This is a genomic window from Dyadobacter beijingensis DSM 21582, from assembly GCF_000382205.1.
In the GTDB taxonomy this organism is placed as follows: Bacteria; Bacteroidota; Bacteroidia; order Cytophagales; family Spirosomataceae; genus Dyadobacter; species Dyadobacter beijingensis.
Window position 1 is genome coordinate 1 of the sequence record NZ_KB907786.1, and the last position, 19,402, is coordinate 19,402.

A 19,402-nucleotide genomic window follows, 5' to 3' on the forward strand; every position below is an offset into this window, starting at 1 on the left:
ACTTCCAATATGACATGAAAAGAGTTCAAAGTTCAGAGCCAAAAGTCAATGAGTGAGAATCACTCATGAACTTTAAACCGCTGCGGCGGACGGCTCCTAAACTATCAACTCCACTCAAAGAGCTTGTTGGTGACTATTGGACTGGTGTTCACCTCTTCCCATCCCGAACAGAGAAGTTAAGCCCGGTTCCGCCGATGATACTTGGATCAAACCTGGTAAAGTAGGTAGTCGCCACAATTATTAAAACAAAAAGCATCCCCCAAAAGGATGCTTTTTTGCGTTTAGGGCTGTCACTTTGAGCTCTCACGCAATTATGCTCATCAAGCATATCTAACTCCTTTTTGTCGACTCCCTCACAATCAATTCCGTAGGCAGTGATATCTCCTGAGCAGGATAATTTTGCTTTTGAATATGCCTGATCAATACTTCGCAACTTGTTCTGCCGATTTCATAGGCGGGTTCGGCAATGGTGGATAGGGACGGAGAGATAATTTTGGACGTGGGGTCATTCGTGAAGCCGATTACACCTACCTCTGCCCCGACCGGGATATGGCGCTCGCGCAACCAGAGAATGGCGCCGATGGCTTTGCGATCGTTGACAGAAAAGATCGCGTCCGGTTTAACATCACCATTGAATAGCATCTGCATATCTTGCCGCCCGTTTTCATCGCTGAATCCCGAGTGGATAATGCCGAAGGATTCCAGGTTGTGCCTTTTGAGCGTATCCATGTAACCCTGCATGCGTTGCTGAGTGAGGTTCAGGCCGCGAGGCCCTGCCAAATGAGCTATTCTCGTGTATCCCTGGGCAATGAGGTGCTCGGTAGCCTTGCATGCACCTGTGTAATCGTCCTGCACGACCATCGACGTGTTGATCGTATCGGGCACCCTGTCAAAAAAGACCAGGGGCATATCCGCTTCGATGAGCTCCTGAAAATGGCTCAGATCCGTCGTTTCGCAGGTAATGCAGACCAGCAGGCCGTCGACGCTGCTTAGAGAGAGTTCACGAACGACTTTCGTTTCCCAATAAGCCGAGTCGTTGGTCAGGTAGAGCATTACCTGGTAATTTTTTTCCAGTGCATATTCCTGAATGCCGGTAATTACAGTGGAAAAATAATAATTGGTAATGGCCGGAATGATGACCGCAATTTTATGCGTCCCGCTTTTGACCAGCCCCGTCGCATTGAAATTGGGACGATAGTTCATTTTGGCGGCAGTATCGAGCACCAGCTTGCGCGTTTCTGCGCTTACATCGTACGTATCCCTCATCGCGCGCGAGACAGTGGCCACAGATATCCCGAGCTCGCGGGCTATGTCTTTAATGGTGGTCAATCTTTTTGTCATTAGGGCAAACCGCCGCACGGCATTGAAATTAATTCTGGGTTTCGATAACGTTCTCGCTACTATTTAAGGCAAATATCTGGAATGGCGCTATAAAACATTGTAAAATTGTACGATTGCAAACGTTTTTTTGGATTGTACAACGAATCAAAGACGATGAAAAAGCGGGATTTTCTCAAAATAGCCGGTCTCGGCGGTATCGGAATGGCGGGTATGCCGTCCATTGGTACGGCGTCCAACATCGTTGGCTCGCAGCCCGACAGGAAGCAGCTCTTCAACATGAGCGGATATGCGGCCCCGAAGATGGACGTCGTGCGTATAGGCTACATCGGAATGGGGAACCGCGGCGGTGGCGCCATCAAGCGGATTATTCATTTATCGAGCGTGCAGGTCAAAGGGGTTGCGGACATTATCCCCGAAAAGGCAAATAATGCCAAGAAACTGCTGACGGAAGCCGGCCATAATCCCGATACTTACTCCGGCTCGCCCGATGCCTGGAAAAAGCTTTGCGAACGCGACGATATTGATCTCATCTACATTTGCACCCCGTGGAACCTGCATACGCCAATGGCATTATACGCCATGGAACACGGCAAACACGTTGCGACGGAGATTCCGGCCGCCACGACCGTGGAAGATTGCTGGAAGCTCGTCGAAACCTCGGAGCGCACCAGGAAGCATTGTATGATGCTGGAAAACTGTTGCTATGATTTTTTTGAACTACTTACCCTGAATATGGCGCGTCAGAACTATTTCGGAGAAATCGTCCATGTGGAAGGTGCCTATATTCATGATATTTTCGAGTCGCTCTTTGAAAAAGATAAACGTTTTGAGCTCTGGCGCCTGAAAGAGAACCAGCGGAACGGGAATCTATACCCCATGCACGGATTAGGCCCTATTGCGCAGGTGCTGGATATTAACCGGGGCGACAAAATGGATTATCTTGTATCGATGAGCAGCAACGACTACATGTTGCAAGCAAAGGCTAACGAAATGGCCGCCAAAGATCCAGATTTCAAAAAGTTTGCCGGGAAATCCTACCGCGGCAACATGAATACGACGACGATCAAGACAGCGAAAGGCAAGACGATCATGCTGCAACACGATGTTTCTTCGCCCCGCCCCTACTCACGTTTGCATTTAATCAGCGGTACCAAAGGCGCCGCGCAAAAATATCCATTGCCGGAAGACGGGACATCCGGGCGCATTTCGCACGGTCATGAATGGATCAAGCCGGATGAATTCAAGGCGATCGAGCAACAATACCAGCCGGAAATCGTGAAGCGGGTAGGAGAATTGGCTAAAAAAGTGGGTGGTCACGGAGGTATGGATTTCCTGATGGACTGGCGATTGATCGACTGTTTGCGGAATGGCCTGCCATTGGATCAGGACGTATATGATGCAGCGTCATGGAGCGTGATATCGCCGTTAACCGAATGGTCGGTCGCTAACCGGTCTAATTCGATCGAAGTCCCTGATTTCACCAACGGTTCCTGGAAGAAAAATAAACCCGTCGACATTGCATTGAAACAGGGCGGTAATACAGAAGTAAAATCATAAAGAGCATGAAAGTCATCATTTCGGAGACAAAAGAGGAGCTTGGGCAGAGTGCCGGGGCGTACGCAGCAATGATTATCAGGGAGACGATCGATCGCCAGGGATATGCCAATGTGATCCTCGCGACGGGTACCAGCCAGTTTGAAACGCTCAAACAGCTTATTGCGGAAGCGGATATCGACTGGTCGAAGGTCACGATGTTTCACCTGGACGAGTATATTGGCTTGCCCGTTACCCATCCGGCGAGTTTCCGGAAATATTTGAAGGAGCGCTTTCTGGCGGAAGTTTCCCCGTTGCGTGCGGCCTACCTGATCAATGGGGAAAATAATCTGGATAACGAATTGAGTTACCTCGCGGCACATATCAGTGAGCATCCGATCGACGTGGCGCTCGTAGGCGTAGGAGAAAATGGGCATTTGGCATTCAATGATCCGCCGGCGGATTTCGAAACGGAATCGCCTTATCTCGTGGTGAATCTCGACGAACCATGCCGCCGTCAGCAAATGGGCGAAGGATGGTTTGCCTCCCTGGATGAAGTTCCGTTGCAGGCAATCAGCATGTCGGTGCGGCAAATCATGAAGTCGAAGCATATTATCTGTTCAGTACCTGACGAGCGTAAGGCCGTGGCTGTACGGAACAGCCTGGAAAATGAAGTAAGCAACGCATTTCCGGCCAGCATTCTGCAACTTCACCCCGATTGTACCTTTTTTCTGGACCGTGATTCGTCGGGATTACTGAACGAGCGCGAAACGGCCGGCCGCGACATTGAAATGCCCAAATAGCCCGGTATTACAGGTAAAAAGCAGTGGTACAGTTACTTCTATTTTAAAATATCATCCTAAACCCATGGAAGCACCATCTGTTGTCGTACAAAAGGAAGTAAAACCGGCCAATGCACCCGGCAGATTGGCGTCTATCGATGCGTTGCGGGGGTTCGATATGCTGATGATCGCCGGCGGCGGGCAGTTTATTGCTACGCTGGGCGGCAAAACTGGCATTCCGTTCATTGACGCCGTGGCTGCACAGTTTGAGCACCCGGCCTGGAACGGCTTCACATTCTACGACTTCATTTTTCCACTGTTCCTTTTCCTGGCCGGAACTTCCCTCGCATTCAGCATTACGGGCGGATTGGCCAAAGGCATCGAGCCGTCGGTGATCCGGAACAAGGTTTTTAAGCGAATGCTTATCCTGATGGCATTGGGTATACTCGACAAAAATGCGCCAATGGATATCTTCGATCCCGCGCACATACGCTACGGGAGCGTGCTCGGGCGCATCGGGCTCGCTACGTTTATTGCCGCCATTCTGTATATGAAATTCGGGTTTAATCAGCGGATTTACATTGCAGCGGGCATTCTCGTCATTTACTATCTGACACTCATTCTCGTGCCTGTGCCGGGTTTTGGAGCCGGCGATCTCACCTTCGAAGGTAACATGGTCGGCTGGATCGACCGGAATTTTATGCCGGGAATATTAAAGCAGGGCACCTACGACGAGCTCGCGCTGCTCACCCAATTTCCGGCGATTTGCCTCACCATTTTCGGCACCATCGCCGGGGACATTTTGCTGGGCCGGGCCAACGAAGCAAATAAGCTCCCGAAACTGCTTGTATTTGGCGTAACCGGTATTGTCGCCGGTGTTGTGTGGAATTTCATCTTCCCCATTAACAAGCACCTCTGGTCAAGCTCGTTTATCATGCTCACATCCGGGATGGCATTTACCTTGCTGGCGATTTTTTACTGGATTATCGATGTGAAAGGTTATCAGAAATGGTCTTTTTTCTTTCGGGTAATCGGTCTGAACTCGCTGGTGATCTATCTCGCGGTGCGTTTTGTGAGTTTCAATGAATCGTCGCGGCTGCTGTTTGCCGGCATTTACAAGCATGCGCCGGAGAATTGGCATGAGGTGTACAACGCGCTCGGCGGCTTCGTGCTGGTGTGGCTGTTCCTTTACTTTTTATACAAGAACAAAATTTTTGTCAAAGTCTAGCCTATGAAAACCGACGACGCGGACCGTGCACAAAACGATATTTCCAGAAGATCTTTTCTCAAAAACACCGCCGGTACCGTCGCCATTTCGCTGGCAGGCGGCTATGCCGACGCCTCGATTTTTCATGCAGACAGCATCCCGATCTTTCCTATGGCAGCAGAAAAAAGCCTGATAGGCGCTTACGGTCCCTGGGCGGCGTCGTTATTGCCGTCGCTTCCCACGCATTCATTTCGTCAGGCCAAATGGAAAGATGTAGCCGGCTGGCATCAGGGCGCACTGGAAAAGACGCAGGAACTGGTTTCTGCGCCGCCGAAGCCTGCATTACCGAAGGTGACGGTGAAGAAAAAATACACTTATGACGGCCTGGAAATAGAAGAACTTTCCTGGCAATTGCCTTACGGGCGTCCCACGGAGGCGGTTTTGCTGAAACCAGCCGGTGCTACGAAGCCACTCCCGGGCATTCTCGGCCTGCACGACCACGCGGGAATGAAGTATTTTGGCTTGCGCAAAATCGTGAAAACCTCGGAAGACCAGCACCCGATTCTGGTCGAACACCAGAAAACCGATTATGGCGGAAAGGCGTGGGCGAACGAGATCGCCAAACTGGGCTATGTAGTGCTGGTGCATGACACTTACGCATTCGGCAGCCGGCGGGTGTATTACGAGGATACCAAGGGGCTAAACTGGGGTGCGGTGAGTACCGAAGGAAAGTCGGACGCTGATCCGGAGAAGCCGGAGAACATTCAGGCGTACAATGCGTGGTCGTCGGAGCATGAACATGTGATGTCCAAATCGCTTTTTTCGGCGGGAACGACCTGGCCGGGCGTTTTTTTGACGGAAGACCAGGTGGCGCTAGACATTCTGGCCAGCCGGAAAGACGTAGATGCCAAACGGCTAGGCTGCGGCGGGCTTTCGGGAGGCGGATTGCGGACAGTGTACCTGGCCGGCCTCGATCCGCGCATTAAATGTGCCGTTTGCGTGGGTTTTATGACGACGTGGAAGGATTTGATTTTGAATAAATCATTCAACCATACCTGGATGACTTACACGCCGCTGCTCCCCAAATACCTCGATTTTCCCGAAATTCTGGGCCTGCGCGTGCCATTACCGACTTTGGTTTTAAATAATAACCAGGACGAGCTTTATACGCTTTCGGAAATGAAGGATGCGGACGCAATCCTAAAAGATGTGTTCAAAAAAGCCGGTGTTTCGGATAAATATAAAGCCAGCTTTTACGACGGCCCGCACAAATTCGATGCCGATATGCAGCAGGAGGCTTTCGAATGGTTTAAGAAGTGGCTTTGAGATAGATTTCAGCCCAGCGAAGGTCTTCCGGAGTCGTGATTTTGATATTCTCGTAAGCCCCGTCGATCAGCTGAATGTGGTAGCCCCAGGCTTCGAGCACGCTCGCGCAGTCGGTGAACGACTCATGGTATTCGGCGGCAAATGCGGCTTTCATCCAGCCGGACCGGAATGTCTGCGGCGTCTGGATGAGCCGGAACAAGGTGCGGTCCATGGCTTTGTTGCCTTCATTCTGGCCTATAATGCGGATCGAATCCTTCAATGGTACACTTACGACGGCCGCACCATGCGATGCGGCGGTCGTGAAACTCTCCGCGATAATTTCGCGGGAAATAACCGGCCGGACACCATCGTGCACGGCCACAAGAAATTCCGCTTGCTCCACGATGCAATTCAACCCGTTTTTCACCGAGTGAAAGCGCGTTTTACCGCCTGCTACCAGTTGGTGGGCGATTGCGAAGCTATGTTTTTGACATAATTCTTCCCAAAAGCCAAACTGCTCCGCCGGAAGCACCACGATGATGCGCAGGTTCGGCGAGTATTCCGCGAATGCGCGGATCGTGTGCATGAGCACGGGCAGGCCGTTCACCGGCAGAAATTGCTTCGGGATATCACTTTTCATGCGGCTGCCGCTTCCGCCGGCCACGATGATCACGTATTCTTGCATGGGAACGAACTGTAACAAAAATGGTCATTTACGGCTCAGGACAAATGTCGCTGATCATAAATGACCATTGGATTTCAGGGTTGTATATTAAATGATCAGCATCGCATCGCCGTACGTGAAGAATTTGTATTTCTCCTTGATGGCGATATCGTAAGCTTTCATGACCAGGTCGAAACCTCCGAAAGCGCAGGCGGCCATCAGCAGGATCGATTCAGGCAGCTGGAAATTCGAGAGCAATGCGTTGGCGATTTTGAAATCGTAAGGAGGGAACACGAACTTGTCGGTCCAGCCTTCCACCGGTTTCAGGTGGCCGCTCGCCGATACCGACGATTCGATTGCGCGCAGTGACGTTGTTCCAACGGCGCAAATGCGTTTTTTACCGTCAATCGCTTTATTCACCACATCGGAGGTGCTCTGCGTAATGCGGTAGTTCTCCGAGTCGGTTTTATGTTTGGTCAGATCTTCGACATCCACAGTGCGGAATGTGCCCAATCCAACGTGCAGGGTAATCGGTGCGAAGCTTACTCCTTTGATTTCCAGGCGCTTCATAATGGCCTTGGTGAAGTGCATACCCGCGGTAGGAGCGGCTACGGCACCTACGTGCTCGGCGAAAATGGTCTGAAAACGCTCGCGGTCGGCGCTTTCTACCTTACGACGCGAAATAATTTCGGGAGGAAGCGGGGTTTCGCCCAGCTCGTCCACCAGCTTCATGAACGCTTCGTTGTCGCCGTCATACAAAAAGCGGATTGTGCGGCCGCGTGAAGTGGTATTGTCGATTACCTCGGCTACCAGGTCGCTGTCACCGAAATAGAGCTTGTTTCCTACGCGGATTTTGCGTGCAGGGTCAACCAGAACATCCCAAAGGCGCATTTCGCGGTTCAATTCGCGCAGCAGAAATACTTCGATTTTTGCGCCGGTCTTTTCTTTCTGGCCGTACAAACGCGCCGGAAATACTTTTGTATCGTTGATCGCCATGACATCGCCGTCATCGAAATAATTGATCACATCGGCGAAGGTCTTATGTTCAATTTCTCCTGTTTTCCGGTGAACGACCATCAGGCGCGATTCGCCACGGTCGGAAGGATGAAGTGCGATTAAACTCTGGGGAAGATCAAACTTAAATTCGGATAGCTTCATAGCTGGATATTCTGTGAATGTCTTTGGTCGTGTATTGTCAGTAAAAACAGGAAGTCCCGTTTTCTGACGGATTCCGGCACTTAATGCAACTGAATTATAGCAATTATTAACTAGATAAGTATTCTCTCTTCAAAGAAAATTTGGCTACGGGAATACTTGCAGCCGTTTCAAATTGCCCTGAAATTTGTATAATCAGCCCTTACCTAAAATAAGACCGCAAAAGTAGTGATTTTTTTAAAAAAATTCAATAAATCGCCGGGTTTTGTTATAGGGCGTACCGCCGGGCCCGCCACTTCGATGCCGTAATGCTCACCGGCTCATTTTGAACGCTTTCCCGCCCGGCCGAAGGAGCGTCGAGCATGGCCGAAATCAATGCAGCCAGGGCAGCCCCGTCACGACCTGTATGGGTATTTAACAAATCCGGATGGAAATGCCGCGCCACGAAATTGGTATCAAAGCTGCCGTCCACAAATGCATTGTGTTCCATCACAAACCGGCAGAATGGCAGCGTGGTCTGCACACCGGTAATCTGGTATTCGTCAATCGCCCGGATCATCTTTCGGATCGCCGTTTCGCGGTCTTCGCCATAAGTAATCAGCTTGGCGATCATCGGGTCGTAGTAAATCGGTATTTCCATGCCCTGAATAAAGCCGTCGTCCACACGTACGCCGTTGCCGTCGGGCTTCACGTAGGTGTGTAATGTGCCGATATCGGGCAAAAAATGGTTCGCGGCATCTTCCGCATATACCCGGATCTCGATCGCGTGGCCGTTCAGGCGCAGGTCGTCCTGTGCGAATGCGAGCGGATGGCCCTCGGCAATGCGGATCATTTCCTGCACGAGGTCCACGCCGGTGATCATTTCGGTCACCGGATGTTCCACCTGCAACCGGGTGTTCATTTCGAGAAAATAAAAATTCCGGTCCTCGTCCATGATAAACTCCACGGTACCCGCTCCGTAATAGCCGCACGAACGCGCCACGTCCACGGCACACCGGCCCATTTCGGCGCGTATTTCAGGGGTTATGGAAATGGACGGCGCCTCTTCGACCACTTTCTGGTGCCGCCGCTGAATGGAGCATTCGCGCTCGAACAAATGGACAATGTTGCCATGGTGATCGCCCAGGACCTGTATTTCGATGTGTTTCGGGGAAGTAATGTATTTTTCAATGAAAACGGACCCGTCGCCGAACGCCGCCTGCGCCTCGCTCACAGCGCGGTCCATTTGCTCGTCGAACTCCGCTTCGTTCTCCACGACGCGCATCCCTTTACCGCCACCGCCCGCGCTGGCTTTAATGAGGATCGGGTAGCCGATGGTACTGGCAATGCGTTTCGCCTCGTCGCGGTCGTCGATGGCGTCCGGCGTACCGGGTACCATCGGGATATTGTATTTGGCGGCGGCCTGTTTGGCGGCCAGTTTGCTGCCCATCACCTCGATCGATTCGGGCGAAGGGCCGATGAAAATCAGCCCGGCGTCTTTAACTTTCTGCGCGAATGCAGCATTTTCCGACAAAAAGCCGTACCCTGGATGGATCGCATCCACGCCGAGTTCCCGGCATACTTTCAGGATCTTATCCACATGGAGATAAGATTCCGATGAAGGTGCCGCGCCGATGCACACGGCCTCGTCCGCGTAGCGCACATGCGGCGATGTCCGGTCGGCCTCGCTGAATACCGCGACAGTCGGAATGTTCATTTCCCGCGCGGTACGCATGATTCGCAGGGCAATTTCGCCCCGGTTGGCAACGAGGATTTTGCGGATTGCAGGCATAAAAAACTGGTGGTAAGGTTTGGGAAACGATGCTTAGAGTAAAGACAGGGTTTTTATAATTTTACTAACTTACATTAAGTTGCAATGACAACGGTCTTTTTATGTTAAATGTAAATTCGTTATTTTTGCATTTATCTAACATTTAAATCATCAGTTACCCACATAAAATAAGAGAGAGTGGATATTTTCGAGAAATTGCGCAACAACTCAGGTCCGATCGGAACGCCGGCCAAAATGCTGAACAGCCATCATTATTTTTCGTTTCCGATGCTGGAAGGAGAGCTTGGTCCGCGCATGAGGTTTATGGGACGTGAAGTATTGAATTGGAGTCTCAACAATTATCTGGGTCTGGCCAATCATCCCGAAGTACGCCAGGCCGACGCCGAAGCCGCCGCCAAATGGGGCCTCGCGTACCCGATGGGCGCACGGATGATGTCGGGGAACTCTACCCTGCACGAGACTTTTGAAAAGGAACTGGCGCAGTTTGTCGGTAAAAGCGATGCATTCCTCCTTAATTATGGCTACCAGGGCGTAATGTCCGCGATCGAATGTCTTTGCGACCACCGCGACGTGATCGTATACGACGCCGAATCGCACGCCTGTCTGATCGACGGTATCCGCCTGCACAAAGCCAAGCTGGGCGAATATTACAAGTTCAACCATAACGACATGGCGAGCCTCGAAAAGAACCTGATCCGTGCAACGAAGCTGGCCGAAGAAAAAGGCGGCGGCGTGCTGGTGATCACCGAAGGCGTTTTCGGAATGTCGGGCAAGGTGGGAGATTTGAAAGCGATCGCCGAACTGAAAAAGAAATACAACTTCCGTTTGCTCGTCGACGACGCGCACGGCTTCGGTACCATGGGTGAAACCGGTGCCGGGGTAGGCGAGTTGCTGGGCGTTCAGGACGAAATCGACCTGTATTTCTCTACATTCGCGAAGTCCATGGCGGCTATCGGCGCATTCATTGCATCGAACGACCCGGAAATTATCATGTTCCTTAAATACAATATGCGCTCGCAAACCTATGCGAAGGCTCTTCCGATGCCTTACGTAGAAGGTTGCCGCAAGCGTCTGGAAATGATCAAGCGCATGCCCGAACTGCGTGCGAAGCTTTGGGAGAATGTGAAAGCGATGCAGGACGGCCTCCGTAGCCGCGGGTTCAATATCGGTGAAACCGAGTCGCCTGTGACGCCGGTATTCCTGCACAGCGAAGGCGGCGTACCCGAAGTGACCCGTATGGTGCGCGACCTGCGCGAGAATATGGGCGTTTTCTGCTCGATCGTCGTTTACCCGGTGGTACCGAAGGGCCAGATCATGCTGCGCATTATCCCGACGGCTTCCCACACGCTCGAAGATGTGGAATATACGTTGAATGCATTCACGACGCTCGCCGACAAACTCAAGAACAGGGTATATCAGAGCGATGCCGTACAGGAAGTCGTGGAATAGTTATAAAACCGCGTTTTTCGCGTGCAGAGGGCTTTTTTCGAAGAGCCCTCTTTTTTTGTGGCCATTTTACAATAAAATTTACTGAATGTAACTACCTGTTAAAGAGTGCATTAGGTGATGTTTGGTATTTAATTGTATTTTAGAAGTGTTTTTTTTTGTTTTTTGGGTTGCTAAAATGGTTTTAATTACTAAATTTCGGTCAAAACATGCGTTTTTGGCGTGTGAGAGGCATTTTTTAAAACTAAAAAACAAAGAAAACATGGCAAGATTCGATGAAGTAAAAGAACTGATTCTTTCATTGGAAGGCGATTTCGATAAGTTCTATAACAAAGGCAACCAGGCTGCCGGAACGCGTGTTCGTAAAGGTATGCAGGACCTGAAAACGTTGGCTCAGGATATTCGTGCGGAAGTTCAGAACAAGAAGAACGAAGGCGAAAAATAACGAAGCACACGGAAGATTTTGGAGCCCCGGCGGATTACCGTCGGGGCTTTTCCATTTTATCAGAATTTTTCTTCGTTGATCATCGTGGCGATGCCGCGTACGGCCACTTTTTTGGTCGTCGCATCAAAAATCTCCGTCGAAATCTCGGCGATGTGTTTGGCAGGGTTAATGGACACGATCTTGAAGACCGCGCGGTATTCGGTGTCGACAAACATCGGGCGCAGAAACTCGACCGTCTGTTTGAGATAAATGGAGCCGAACCCGGGGAATTCGGTACCGAGCACTTTTGTGAAAACGGTAATGCCCAGCATTCCGTGAATGATCGGCTTTTTGAATTGGGTGGTCGCCGCATATCCGGCGTCGAGATGTACCGGGTTATTGTCGCCGGTGAGGTCGGCGAATGCCTGTACCTGTTCCTGTGTAAATCTGAATAAATGGTCGAATGTCGCATCGACGACGGGTTCAATCTGCATAGCTGGTAAGTGACTTAATGGACTTCAAAAATACGCTTAAAAAACAAAAAGCCGCCTGGCGGTAGGCGGCTTCCTGCATTGGATATCGATTAACCTATTCTTCTACGTCTTCGGCCAGCACCACTACCCCGTTATCTTCGGAGAGTTCGTCGAGGCCTTTGTTAACACGGGCGTTGTTGCGTTTATTTTTAAACTTCTTAACCTGCATTTTGAGCGTATCGATGGCTAAGTCGGTGGCTTCTTCAAAAGTTGTACCCTGCTCCTTCACAAACACGGTCCCGCCGGGCACGTAAAGCTTCACTTCGAGGAGCTTGGTATGTAACTTGGTATTGTCATTTTTGGCGAGCTTAAGGAATACCTCTCCGCTGGTGATCCGGTCATAGAACGTATCCAGTTTGTCCAATTTTTGCTGAATGAAAGTCAGTAGTTTGGGATCGGCATCAAAGTGAATTGCTTGCATCTGCAGTCTCATAAGCACACATCATTTAGTTGTAAAACAATATTTCCAACCGCCTTTGCGATTTACATACCGGAGGTTTATTCATCTTCGGATAGTTATAAAAACCCATGCTATCCGGGCTGATCTCCTGGTTAAATCTGCCTTAACGGTAGATTAAATAAAGGGAAATATTAAGTTAATGTCAAGAAATAACCGTGGTTTTTGAGGTACATTTATTTGTACAAATCACAAGCGCTCCACCGGCCTAAGCCTCTTCCAGAAGTGTCCTGAACGATACATACTGACCATTGAAAAGCTCGTGATGACGCTCTTGCAACACGGGCTGGAAGTGGGTCTGGTAGGCCAGAAAATCTTCCATGGTCCTGAAATTAAACTGGGTGGTATAAGTCGATCCTTCGTTCTCGATCTCGGTCAGCAGGCGCAGGAGCCTGCATTCCAGCGGAAGTTCAGTGGCGAGGATTTCGGGAATGTACACCGTTTTCATATAATGCAGCCAGTCGTTTTCGGCTTCGTAGCTGATGTTGACTGTGATGTTATAGACGATCATTATGCTAAAAGTTTATTGTTTGCGAGTTACATTTGCATGCATATACTTATTCACCGTAACCAGTATTGTCATGAATATTCTTCTACACGCCCATTCGGGCCTCCGCTATGTGGTGTTAGGACTTTTGATTGCAGCGATCTTTACCGCTTACTCCAAATGGCAGCAGGGTAGCCAGGACGATAGCAAGTTGTACCTTTTTACCCTCATTGCCACCCACACGCAGCTGCTGATCGGCTTCGTGCTGTACTTCATGAGCCCCAAAGTTAATTTTGATCTGATCAGCGAGAAAGTATTCCGCTTCTTTTCCATCGAGCACGTGTTCATGATGCTCATAGCGATCGTGCTCGTTACCGTAGGAAGGGTGCGCTCGAAGAAACTCACCGGGGCCGACAAGCACCGTACCGTGTTGTATTTCTATGCATTGGCGTTGATAATCATTCTCGTAGCGATCCCCTGGCCGTTCCGTAACCTGGGTTCGGGTTGGTTCTGATATTTGACCGCCGGGGACTGACGGCTGCCGACTGACCGCTGCCGACTGACCGCCGCCGACTGACCGCCGACCGCCGAAAGCTGGTATTAACTATCACGCCATCGCCGTCGGCGGTCAGCGAGCACTGACGCAATCCGTCAGCGGTCGGCAGGCACTAAGGCCATCGGCCGTCGGCGGTCAGCGGTCACTGGCCAATCCGCCGGCAGTCAACGGTCCGCGGTCGCGGCGGAGCCGCTTACCCGAAAAGATCGCTCGACAAATACCTGTCGCCACGATCGCAGATGATGAATACGATCACCCCTTCTTCCAGCTCCTTCGCGAGCTGAATTGCTCCCCAGGCGGCGCCTCCGCTGCTCATTCCTGCAAATACGGCTTCCTCATTTGCCAGTCGGCGGGTCGTCAGTACGGCATCGTCCTGCGACACTTCGATGACGCGGTCCACGCGTTCTTTTTCAAATATTTTGGGAAGATATTCCACCGGCCATTTGCGGATGCCGGGGATGCTGGAACCGTCGTTGGGCTGGCAGCCGACGATCTGGATATGGCTATTCTGTTCTTTCAAATACCGCGAAACGCCCATAATGGTACCTGTGGTGCCCATCGACGATACGAAATGCGTGATCTGCCGATCGGTATCGCGGTAAATTTCCGGGCCGGTGGTGCGGTAATGCGCCTTCCAGTTGTCGGGGTTGGCAAACTGGTTGAGCATAAAATACGCTCCGGTTGCCGCTTTTTCCTCCGCCAGGTCGCGGGCGCTTTCCATCGTTTCGGTAAGCATCACTTTGGCGCCGAATGCTTCCATCGTGAGCACGCGCTCGCGCGTAGAACTCTGGGGCATCAGCAGTTCGATATCGAGGTCGAATAGCCGGGCGATCATCGCGAGCGCAATGCCGGTATTGCCGCTGGTAGCCTCGATAAGCTTCATGCCGGGCTTTACTTCGCCGCGTTCGAGCGCACCCTTGATCATGCTGTATGCAGCGCGGTCTTTCACGCTTCCGCCGGGATTATTGCCTTCCAGCTTGCCGAAGATGCGGACTTTGGGATTGGGATTGATTCTTTTTAATTCGACCAGGGGCGTATTACCCACCAGATCCAGTAATGATGACATGGTGATGTGATGTTGTGATGCTAAAAAGGTACGTGCGTTGAAAAAGGTTGACGGGAAGCCCGTTTTGCTTTTGGAATATAAATCAACAACATCGCGACGGCCGAAAGAATGCCCGTGGGGAGGAAAATCTAAAAAGGTTTGCAGTCAAAAGCATATTTACCCTATTAAATTAATGGGATGCAAATATACCATATTATTTATGGGGTCTTAGTAAAAAAATCCAATGTTCCGAGCAGGAACGTATAGATCGAGCTGCTATGGGTACCGCCGGGGACCTTGATAAACTCCACGTTCGTCGCGCCTGCCTTCTGCATCGCATTGAATGCATTCTCCGAGTTGAAGAAAAAGACGAGGGGATCCGCGGTCCCGTGGTACAAACGGGTCGGCGTTTTGGGCTTGAACTTATACACATCGTTATCCGCGATGGCATCGATAAATCCTTTGTCGGTGCCGTCGTTCAATGCTTTTTTGAAGGAATCGTTCAGGGAAAGGTGAAAGCTCTCGGAAATGGATGTGTTAATGCCGGACGCAGCTATTTGTGAAGCATACTTTTCGGTGAAGTAGTAGCTGGCTGGCTTGTTGAGTTTGTAAATCCGGTCGTAAGTGAGCAATACCCACAGGTAGAGGGAATTATACCCTGCTACGCCATCGGTTTTGCTATTGATGATATATTTCATGAAGGCGGTCTTGTCGTAAGCGCCCGCCCCGCAGCTCGATGCCCGCAAGTTGAATTCGGACGAAGCCTCTTCCTCGATCTTGCGTTGCAGCGACATCGTGGCAAAACCGCCTTCCGAGTAGCCCGCCACATATAGTTTTTCATCCCATTTGATGTCCGTCTGGCCTTTCAGATATTCCTTGGCCGCCCTCAGCATGTCCAGCGACGCCGAGGCGAGGCTCGCGCGGTGCTCGTACGGGTGCGGGAGATCCTGCGAAGCGCCATAACCGATGTAGTCGGGGTAGGCGATAATATAGCCCATCGAGCCGAATATCGAACCGAATAATGCCGCTTCGGTATTGTCATTGAAAATCGACGGGGCTTCGCTGCCGTTGCGGATCGTGCCGTGCTGCACGCTGATCATCGACACCGGCGTAGTAGCAACCGGGACGATCAGGGCGCCGGAAGCCGTAATGTCGGCGCCGTCCGTGTTTTTTGTTTTATAGGTGATCTTGTAAACCTTGACGTCGTTTTTTACATACCCCGACACAAAAGCAGCCAAATCTCCCGCATTTTGCAGGATCTGCGCTTTGGTCAATGTTTTAATGGAGGTGCTTTCCTTTAAATAGACGTTCTCCTCCGCGGGCGGCACCGGATTATTGTTGTCGTCGTTACAGGAGTTCAGGATGAGCAAACTCCACAACAGGAGAAAGGACAGGTATTTAATCGGAAGAATACGGATAGATTTTTGCATAGCTAAAAGATAAACAGGCCATTACACATGGTTAGTAACGCATAACGGCCTGTTTTTGATGAGGTTTCTTCTTTTTTCCTGAATTAAATTTTACTCATATACCAGTTGATCATCCGCGCAGTGGCATCGGGCCGCTCTACCATGCCCATGTGGCCGGCCTCGGCGAAGATGAGCGGATAGCTTTTCTTCGGGTATTCCGCGAGTTCGATGACGCTTTCGAAGGGGATGAGCTTATCCTGCATGCCGATGATGAACAATACCGGGAAGGGCATGCTCGTGAGCACGGCCGTGCGGTCGGGGCGGTTGCGCATGGCGGTAATGCCGGCAATGAGCGCGTCGGCGGGGAGTTTACCGAAATAGGCGATGTGCTCCTTGATGCGTTCGGGGTAGAGTTCCTTGTAACGGTCACCGAAAAGATTTGCCGCCGTGCTTTTCACGAACGACTCCGTACCGTAGTTCCGCAGCAGGTCGATCATCTGGCTGCGCTGATGTTTTTTAGTATCATCGTCGGCGTAGGCGGTGGAGTGGAAAAGCCCGAAGCCTTCGAGCATATCCATGTATTTTTCGGCAAATGCCAGGGAAATGTAGCCGCCCATCGAATGGCCGATCAGCGTGCATTTCTGAATATTGGCGTTGGTCAGGAAGCGGTGGAGTTCATCCGCATATTCCTCCACCGAATGGCAGGATGTGAAGAGCGAAATATTGGGCCTTACTACGGTATATGTGTCATTGATCGCAGCGTCGAGGCTGTCCCAAATCGTGTCGTCTATGCCATGACCATGTAGTAAAACCAAAGTTTTCCGGTGTAGATTCATATAGATTTGCATTCAAGGTTGAGAACTTGTTTGCCTAAATATACTAAACCTTACACCGTTTGCGGCCTCAATGGGCAACTTTCGCCATTTCTTCCTCGCGCAATGCACGGCGCAGGATCTTGCCGACATTGGTTTTGGGCAGCTCCGGACGGAACTCGATCTTCCGCGGGATTTTGTACCCGGTAAGGTTCTCCTTGCAGAATGCTTTCACCTTTTCCTCAGTCAGTTCCGGGTCTTTTCTGACGACATAGATCTTCACCATTTCCCCCGATTTTTCGTCGGGAATGCCTACACAGGCTACTTCCGCCACGCCGGGGCATTGTGCCACCACGTCTTCTATTTCGTTGGGATAAACATTGAAGCCAGAAACGAGGATCATGTCTTTTTTCCGGTCGACGATCTTGAAAAAGCCGTCGGAATCCTCGATGCCGATGTCGCCGGTTTTGAACCAGCGGCCGCTTTCGTCTTCCAGGATAACTTTGGCGGTTTCGTCTGGGCGGTTGTAGTAGCCGAGCATAATTTGCGGGCCTTTGGCACAGATTTCACCCCGTTCGCCCACGGGAAGCCATTTATCGTCGTCGCCGAGAATGCGCATTTCGGTGCTGGGGAACGGTAGGCCGATGGTACCTTGCTTGTGCCGGCCATTCAACGGATTTACGGACAATACGGGCGATGTTTCCGAAAGCCCGTAACCTTCCACGAGCGGGCAGCCCGTCGCCTTTTCCCAGCGTTCGGCCACCACTTTTTGCAACGCCATGCCGCCGGCAATTGTGATTTTCAGGTTTGAAAAATCGACGGACGCAAATTCAGCGTTGTTCAGCAAGCCGTTGAAAAGCGTATTCAAGCCCGGGAAAATATGGAAGGGCTGTTTTTTTAATTCCTTAATGAATGCCGGGATGTCTTTCGGATTGGTGATCATAACATTCAATGCGCCCCATTTGATACCGCACAGGCCATTGATCGTCATCGCGAAAACGTGGTAGAGCGGCAATGCGGCAATGAGCGTCAGCTGCCCCGACCTTTCCGACGTCCGCATTTTGGACATCAGCCATTCGTTGATGCCCTCCACGTTTGCGATCAGGTTGCGGTGGGTAAGCATGGCGCCTTTCGACACGCCCGTCGTCCCGCCGGTGTATTGGATAAATGCCAGGTCGAGCCCGGAAACATTCGGCTTTTTATAGGTAATGCCCGATCCTTCCGAAAGCGCGTGCGCCAGGCTTACGGTATTTTTCAGGTGATATGGCGGTACCATTTTCTTCACATATTTCACCACCGCATTCACGATGAGCTTTTTGGGAAAACCCAGCATATCGCCGATTTCGGTAATGATCACATGTTCGATACTGGTATTGGCGATGATTTTTTCCAGGTTGGAAGCAAAATTGGCCAGGATCACGATCGCCTTTGCGCCCGAATCCTTGAACTGGTGCTGCATTTCGCGGGGCGTGTAAAGCGGGTTGGTGTTCACGATCGTGAGGCCCGCGCGCAGCGAACCAACCATGACTACCGGGTATTGCAGCAGATTGGGCATTTGCAGGGCAATGCGATCGCCCTGTTTCAGTCCGATGCTTTGGAGGTATGCGGCAAAATTCCGCGACAGCTTGTCTAACTGGCCAAAAGTCAGCTTTTTGTCCATATTGACGAAAGCAGCCTTGTCGGCATTCTCTGCAAAACTGGATTCCATCAGTTCGAGCAGGGATGAATAGGCGTCCGGATTTATTTCATAGGGAATGCCTTCCGGGTAGTTTTGAAGCCAGGGATAGGTATCCTTCGATATCGCAGTCATAATTTCAGAGCAAAGGGTGTGAACGATGTTTCGTGATTAAGGTAATCATTTAAGCCAAAAAAATATCGAACCAATCCAATTTATTTTTGACCTGAAAAACATCCAAATACGCGTAGAATCGATCAAATAGGCATTACCGGCGACTGATTTCCCACCGCCAGAGCAGCCCGTCATCCGGGTCGCTGATATCCTCTGTCTGGGCGAAACCCAGCTTTTCAAGGATGTGCCCCGAAGCGTTTTCTTCCGACAATGTATGCGCGATCACCTTGCGAACGGCCGGATGCTGAAATGCGTGATCAAGCAACCCTTTGGCCGTTTCGGTGCCGAGCCCTTTCTCGCGGTAGGACGGAATGATCTCATAGCCAATCTCGACCATGCCATTGGAATCGGGCTCACCTTTGTAGCCGCAGGAGCCGATGAGCATGTTGTCGGGAACGTGTATAATAAGGTAAACCCACCAGTCGCGCAGAGGCGGGTGGGCTTTCCAACGGTGATAGGACGGTGTGAATGTATCGCGGAACTCTGTCCACTTTTTAGGGACATTGACGCCCATGACTCGGGCTAATGTATTGTTACCCATTCGGATAGCATCGTAAAGCGTATCGTCACAGGAGATAATTCTTAAATGGGGGGTCAAAATCATAATACAGGAAATGAACCCCCCA

General features: G+C 50.9%; 19 protein-coding genes and 1 rRNA gene. 8 read left to right on the forward strand and 12 right to left on the reverse strand.

Annotation, left to right across the window (positions count from 1 at the left end; genetic code table 11):
* Nucleotides 1-125 precede the first annotated feature (125 nt).
* Nucleotides 126-237 (forward strand): 5S ribosomal RNA (rrf, locus tag H144_RS0100005).
* A 93-nt stretch (nucleotides 238-330) separates the two neighbouring features.
* Here the strand turns inward: rrf and H144_RS0100010 are convergent.
* The gene (locus H144_RS0100010) at nucleotides 331-1,329 is read right to left on the reverse strand and encodes a LacI family DNA-binding transcriptional regulator (RefSeq protein WP_229207815.1); all 999 of its coding nucleotides are present in this window, start codon (nucleotides 1,327-1,329) and stop codon (nucleotides 331-333) included.
* 165 nt (nucleotides 1,330-1,494) lie between these two features.
* On the opposite strand from H144_RS0100010, the gene H144_RS0100015 reads away from it, so the two are divergent.
* The 4 genes from H144_RS0100015 (at nucleotide 1,495) to H144_RS0100030 (ending at nucleotide 6,189) form a co-directional block, all read left to right on the forward strand.
* Nucleotides 1,495-2,898 (forward strand): Gfo/Idh/MocA family protein, encoded by a 1,404-nt coding sequence (locus H144_RS0100015; RefSeq protein WP_019939965.1) that lies wholly within the window; start codon nucleotides 1,495-1,497, stop codon nucleotides 2,896-2,898.
* A 5-nt stretch (nucleotides 2,899-2,903) separates the two neighbouring features.
* Complete coding sequence (locus H144_RS0100020) at nucleotides 2,904-3,677, forward strand: glucosamine-6-phosphate deaminase (RefSeq protein ID WP_019939966.1); 774 nt, start codon at nucleotides 2,904-2,906, stop codon at nucleotides 3,675-3,677.
* 64 nt (nucleotides 3,678-3,741) lie between these two features.
* Nucleotides 3,742-4,884 carry an acyltransferase family protein gene (locus H144_RS0100025; RefSeq protein WP_019939967.1) on the forward strand — a complete coding sequence of 381 codons (1,143 nt, stop codon included), beginning with the start codon at nucleotides 3,742-3,744 and terminating at the stop codon, nucleotides 4,882-4,884.
* A 3-nt stretch (nucleotides 4,885-4,887) separates the two neighbouring features.
* The gene (locus tag H144_RS0100030; RefSeq protein WP_019939968.1) at nucleotides 4,888-6,189 is read left to right on the forward strand and encodes a dienelactone hydrolase family protein; all 1,302 of its coding nucleotides are present in this window, start codon (nucleotides 4,888-4,890) and stop codon (nucleotides 6,187-6,189) included.
* On the opposite strand, the gene H144_RS0100035 is transcribed toward H144_RS0100030, so the two are convergent.
* The 3 genes from H144_RS0100035 to accC all read right to left on the reverse strand — a co-directional run bounded on the left by H144_RS0100035 (nucleotide 6,173) and on the right by accC (nucleotide 9,758).
* Nucleotides 6,173-6,853 (reverse strand): 2-C-methyl-D-erythritol 4-phosphate cytidylyltransferase, encoded by a 681-nt coding sequence (locus H144_RS0100035; protein ID WP_019939969.1) that lies wholly within the window; start codon nucleotides 6,851-6,853, stop codon nucleotides 6,173-6,175. The genes H144_RS0100030 and H144_RS0100035 overlap by 17 nt on opposite strands.
* 87 nt (nucleotides 6,854-6,940) lie before the next feature.
* Complete coding sequence (gene queA, locus H144_RS0100040) at nucleotides 6,941-7,990, reverse strand: tRNA preQ1(34) S-adenosylmethionine ribosyltransferase-isomerase QueA (protein WP_019939970.1); 1,050 nt, start codon at nucleotides 7,988-7,990, stop codon at nucleotides 6,941-6,943.
* A gap of 265 nt (nucleotides 7,991-8,255) precedes the next feature.
* Nucleotides 8,256-9,758: an acetyl-CoA carboxylase biotin carboxylase subunit gene (gene accC, locus H144_RS0100045; protein ID WP_019939971.1), complete on the reverse strand. Its 1,503-nt coding sequence runs from the start codon at nucleotides 9,756-9,758 to the stop codon at nucleotides 8,256-8,258.
* A 177-nt stretch (nucleotides 9,759-9,935) separates the two neighbouring features.
* Here accC and H144_RS0100050 point away from each other — a divergent pair, with 177 nt between their 5' ends.
* Both H144_RS0100050 and H144_RS0100055 read left to right on the forward strand, forming a co-directional pair.
* Nucleotides 9,936-11,207 (forward strand): aminotransferase class I/II-fold pyridoxal phosphate-dependent enzyme, encoded by a 1,272-nt coding sequence (locus H144_RS0100050; protein ID WP_019939972.1) that lies wholly within the window; start codon nucleotides 9,936-9,938, stop codon nucleotides 11,205-11,207.
* 259 nt (nucleotides 11,208-11,466) lie between these two features.
* On the forward strand, nucleotides 11,467-11,649 hold the full coding sequence (locus H144_RS0100055) for a BF3379 family histone-like protein (RefSeq protein ID WP_015812714.1): 183 nt from the start codon (nucleotides 11,467-11,469) through the stop codon (nucleotides 11,647-11,649).
* A gap of 59 nt (nucleotides 11,650-11,708) precedes the next feature.
* Here H144_RS0100055 and H144_RS0100060 read toward each other — a convergent pair whose 3' ends face one another.
* The 3 genes from H144_RS0100060 to H144_RS0100070 form a co-directional block, all read right to left on the reverse strand.
* Complete coding sequence (locus tag H144_RS0100060) at nucleotides 11,709-12,122, reverse strand: MaoC family dehydratase (RefSeq protein ID WP_019939973.1); 414 nt, start codon at nucleotides 12,120-12,122, stop codon at nucleotides 11,709-11,711.
* A gap of 94 nt (nucleotides 12,123-12,216) precedes the next feature.
* The gene (gene hpf, locus H144_RS0100065; RefSeq protein WP_019939974.1) at nucleotides 12,217-12,594 is read right to left on the reverse strand and encodes a ribosome hibernation-promoting factor, HPF/YfiA family; all 378 of its coding nucleotides are present in this window, start codon (nucleotides 12,592-12,594) and stop codon (nucleotides 12,217-12,219) included.
* A 232-nt stretch (nucleotides 12,595-12,826) separates the two neighbouring features.
* Nucleotides 12,827-13,129, reverse strand: a complete 303-nt coding sequence (locus H144_RS0100070) for a DUF4286 family protein (protein WP_019939975.1) — start codon at nucleotides 13,127-13,129, stop codon at nucleotides 12,827-12,829.
* Between the two features lie 70 nt (nucleotides 13,130-13,199).
* Here H144_RS0100070 and H144_RS0100075 point away from each other — a divergent pair, with 70 nt between their 5' ends.
* Nucleotides 13,200-13,619, forward strand: coding sequence for a hypothetical protein (locus tag H144_RS0100075; protein WP_019939976.1), 420 nt, complete (start codon nucleotides 13,200-13,202; stop codon nucleotides 13,617-13,619).
* 235 nt (nucleotides 13,620-13,854) lie between these two features.
* Here the strand turns inward: H144_RS0100075 and cysM are convergent, their stop codons facing one another.
* The 5 genes from cysM to H144_RS0100100 all read right to left on the reverse strand — a co-directional run bounded on the left by cysM (nucleotide 13,855) and on the right by H144_RS0100100 (nucleotide 19,380).
* On the reverse strand, nucleotides 13,855-14,727 hold the full coding sequence (gene cysM, locus H144_RS0100080) for a cysteine synthase CysM (RefSeq protein ID WP_019939977.1): 873 nt from the start codon (nucleotides 14,725-14,727) through the stop codon (nucleotides 13,855-13,857).
* A gap of 197 nt (nucleotides 14,728-14,924) precedes the next feature.
* Nucleotides 14,925-16,136, reverse strand: a complete 1,212-nt coding sequence (locus tag H144_RS0100085) for an alpha/beta hydrolase family protein (RefSeq protein ID WP_019939978.1) — start codon at nucleotides 16,134-16,136, stop codon at nucleotides 14,925-14,927.
* 83 nt (nucleotides 16,137-16,219) lie between these two features.
* On the reverse strand, nucleotides 16,220-16,951 hold the full coding sequence (locus H144_RS0100090) for an alpha/beta fold hydrolase (protein ID WP_229207816.1): 732 nt from the start codon (nucleotides 16,949-16,951) through the stop codon (nucleotides 16,220-16,222).
* A gap of 67 nt (nucleotides 16,952-17,018) precedes the next feature.
* The gene (locus H144_RS0100095) at nucleotides 17,019-18,737 is read right to left on the reverse strand and encodes an AMP-binding protein (RefSeq protein WP_019939980.1); all 1,719 of its coding nucleotides are present in this window, start codon (nucleotides 18,735-18,737) and stop codon (nucleotides 17,019-17,021) included.
* A gap of 133 nt (nucleotides 18,738-18,870) precedes the next feature.
* Nucleotides 18,871-19,380, reverse strand: coding sequence for a GNAT family N-acetyltransferase (locus H144_RS0100100; RefSeq protein ID WP_026350265.1), 510 nt, complete (start codon nucleotides 19,378-19,380; stop codon nucleotides 18,871-18,873).
* Nucleotides 19,381-19,402: the final 22 nt, after the last annotated feature.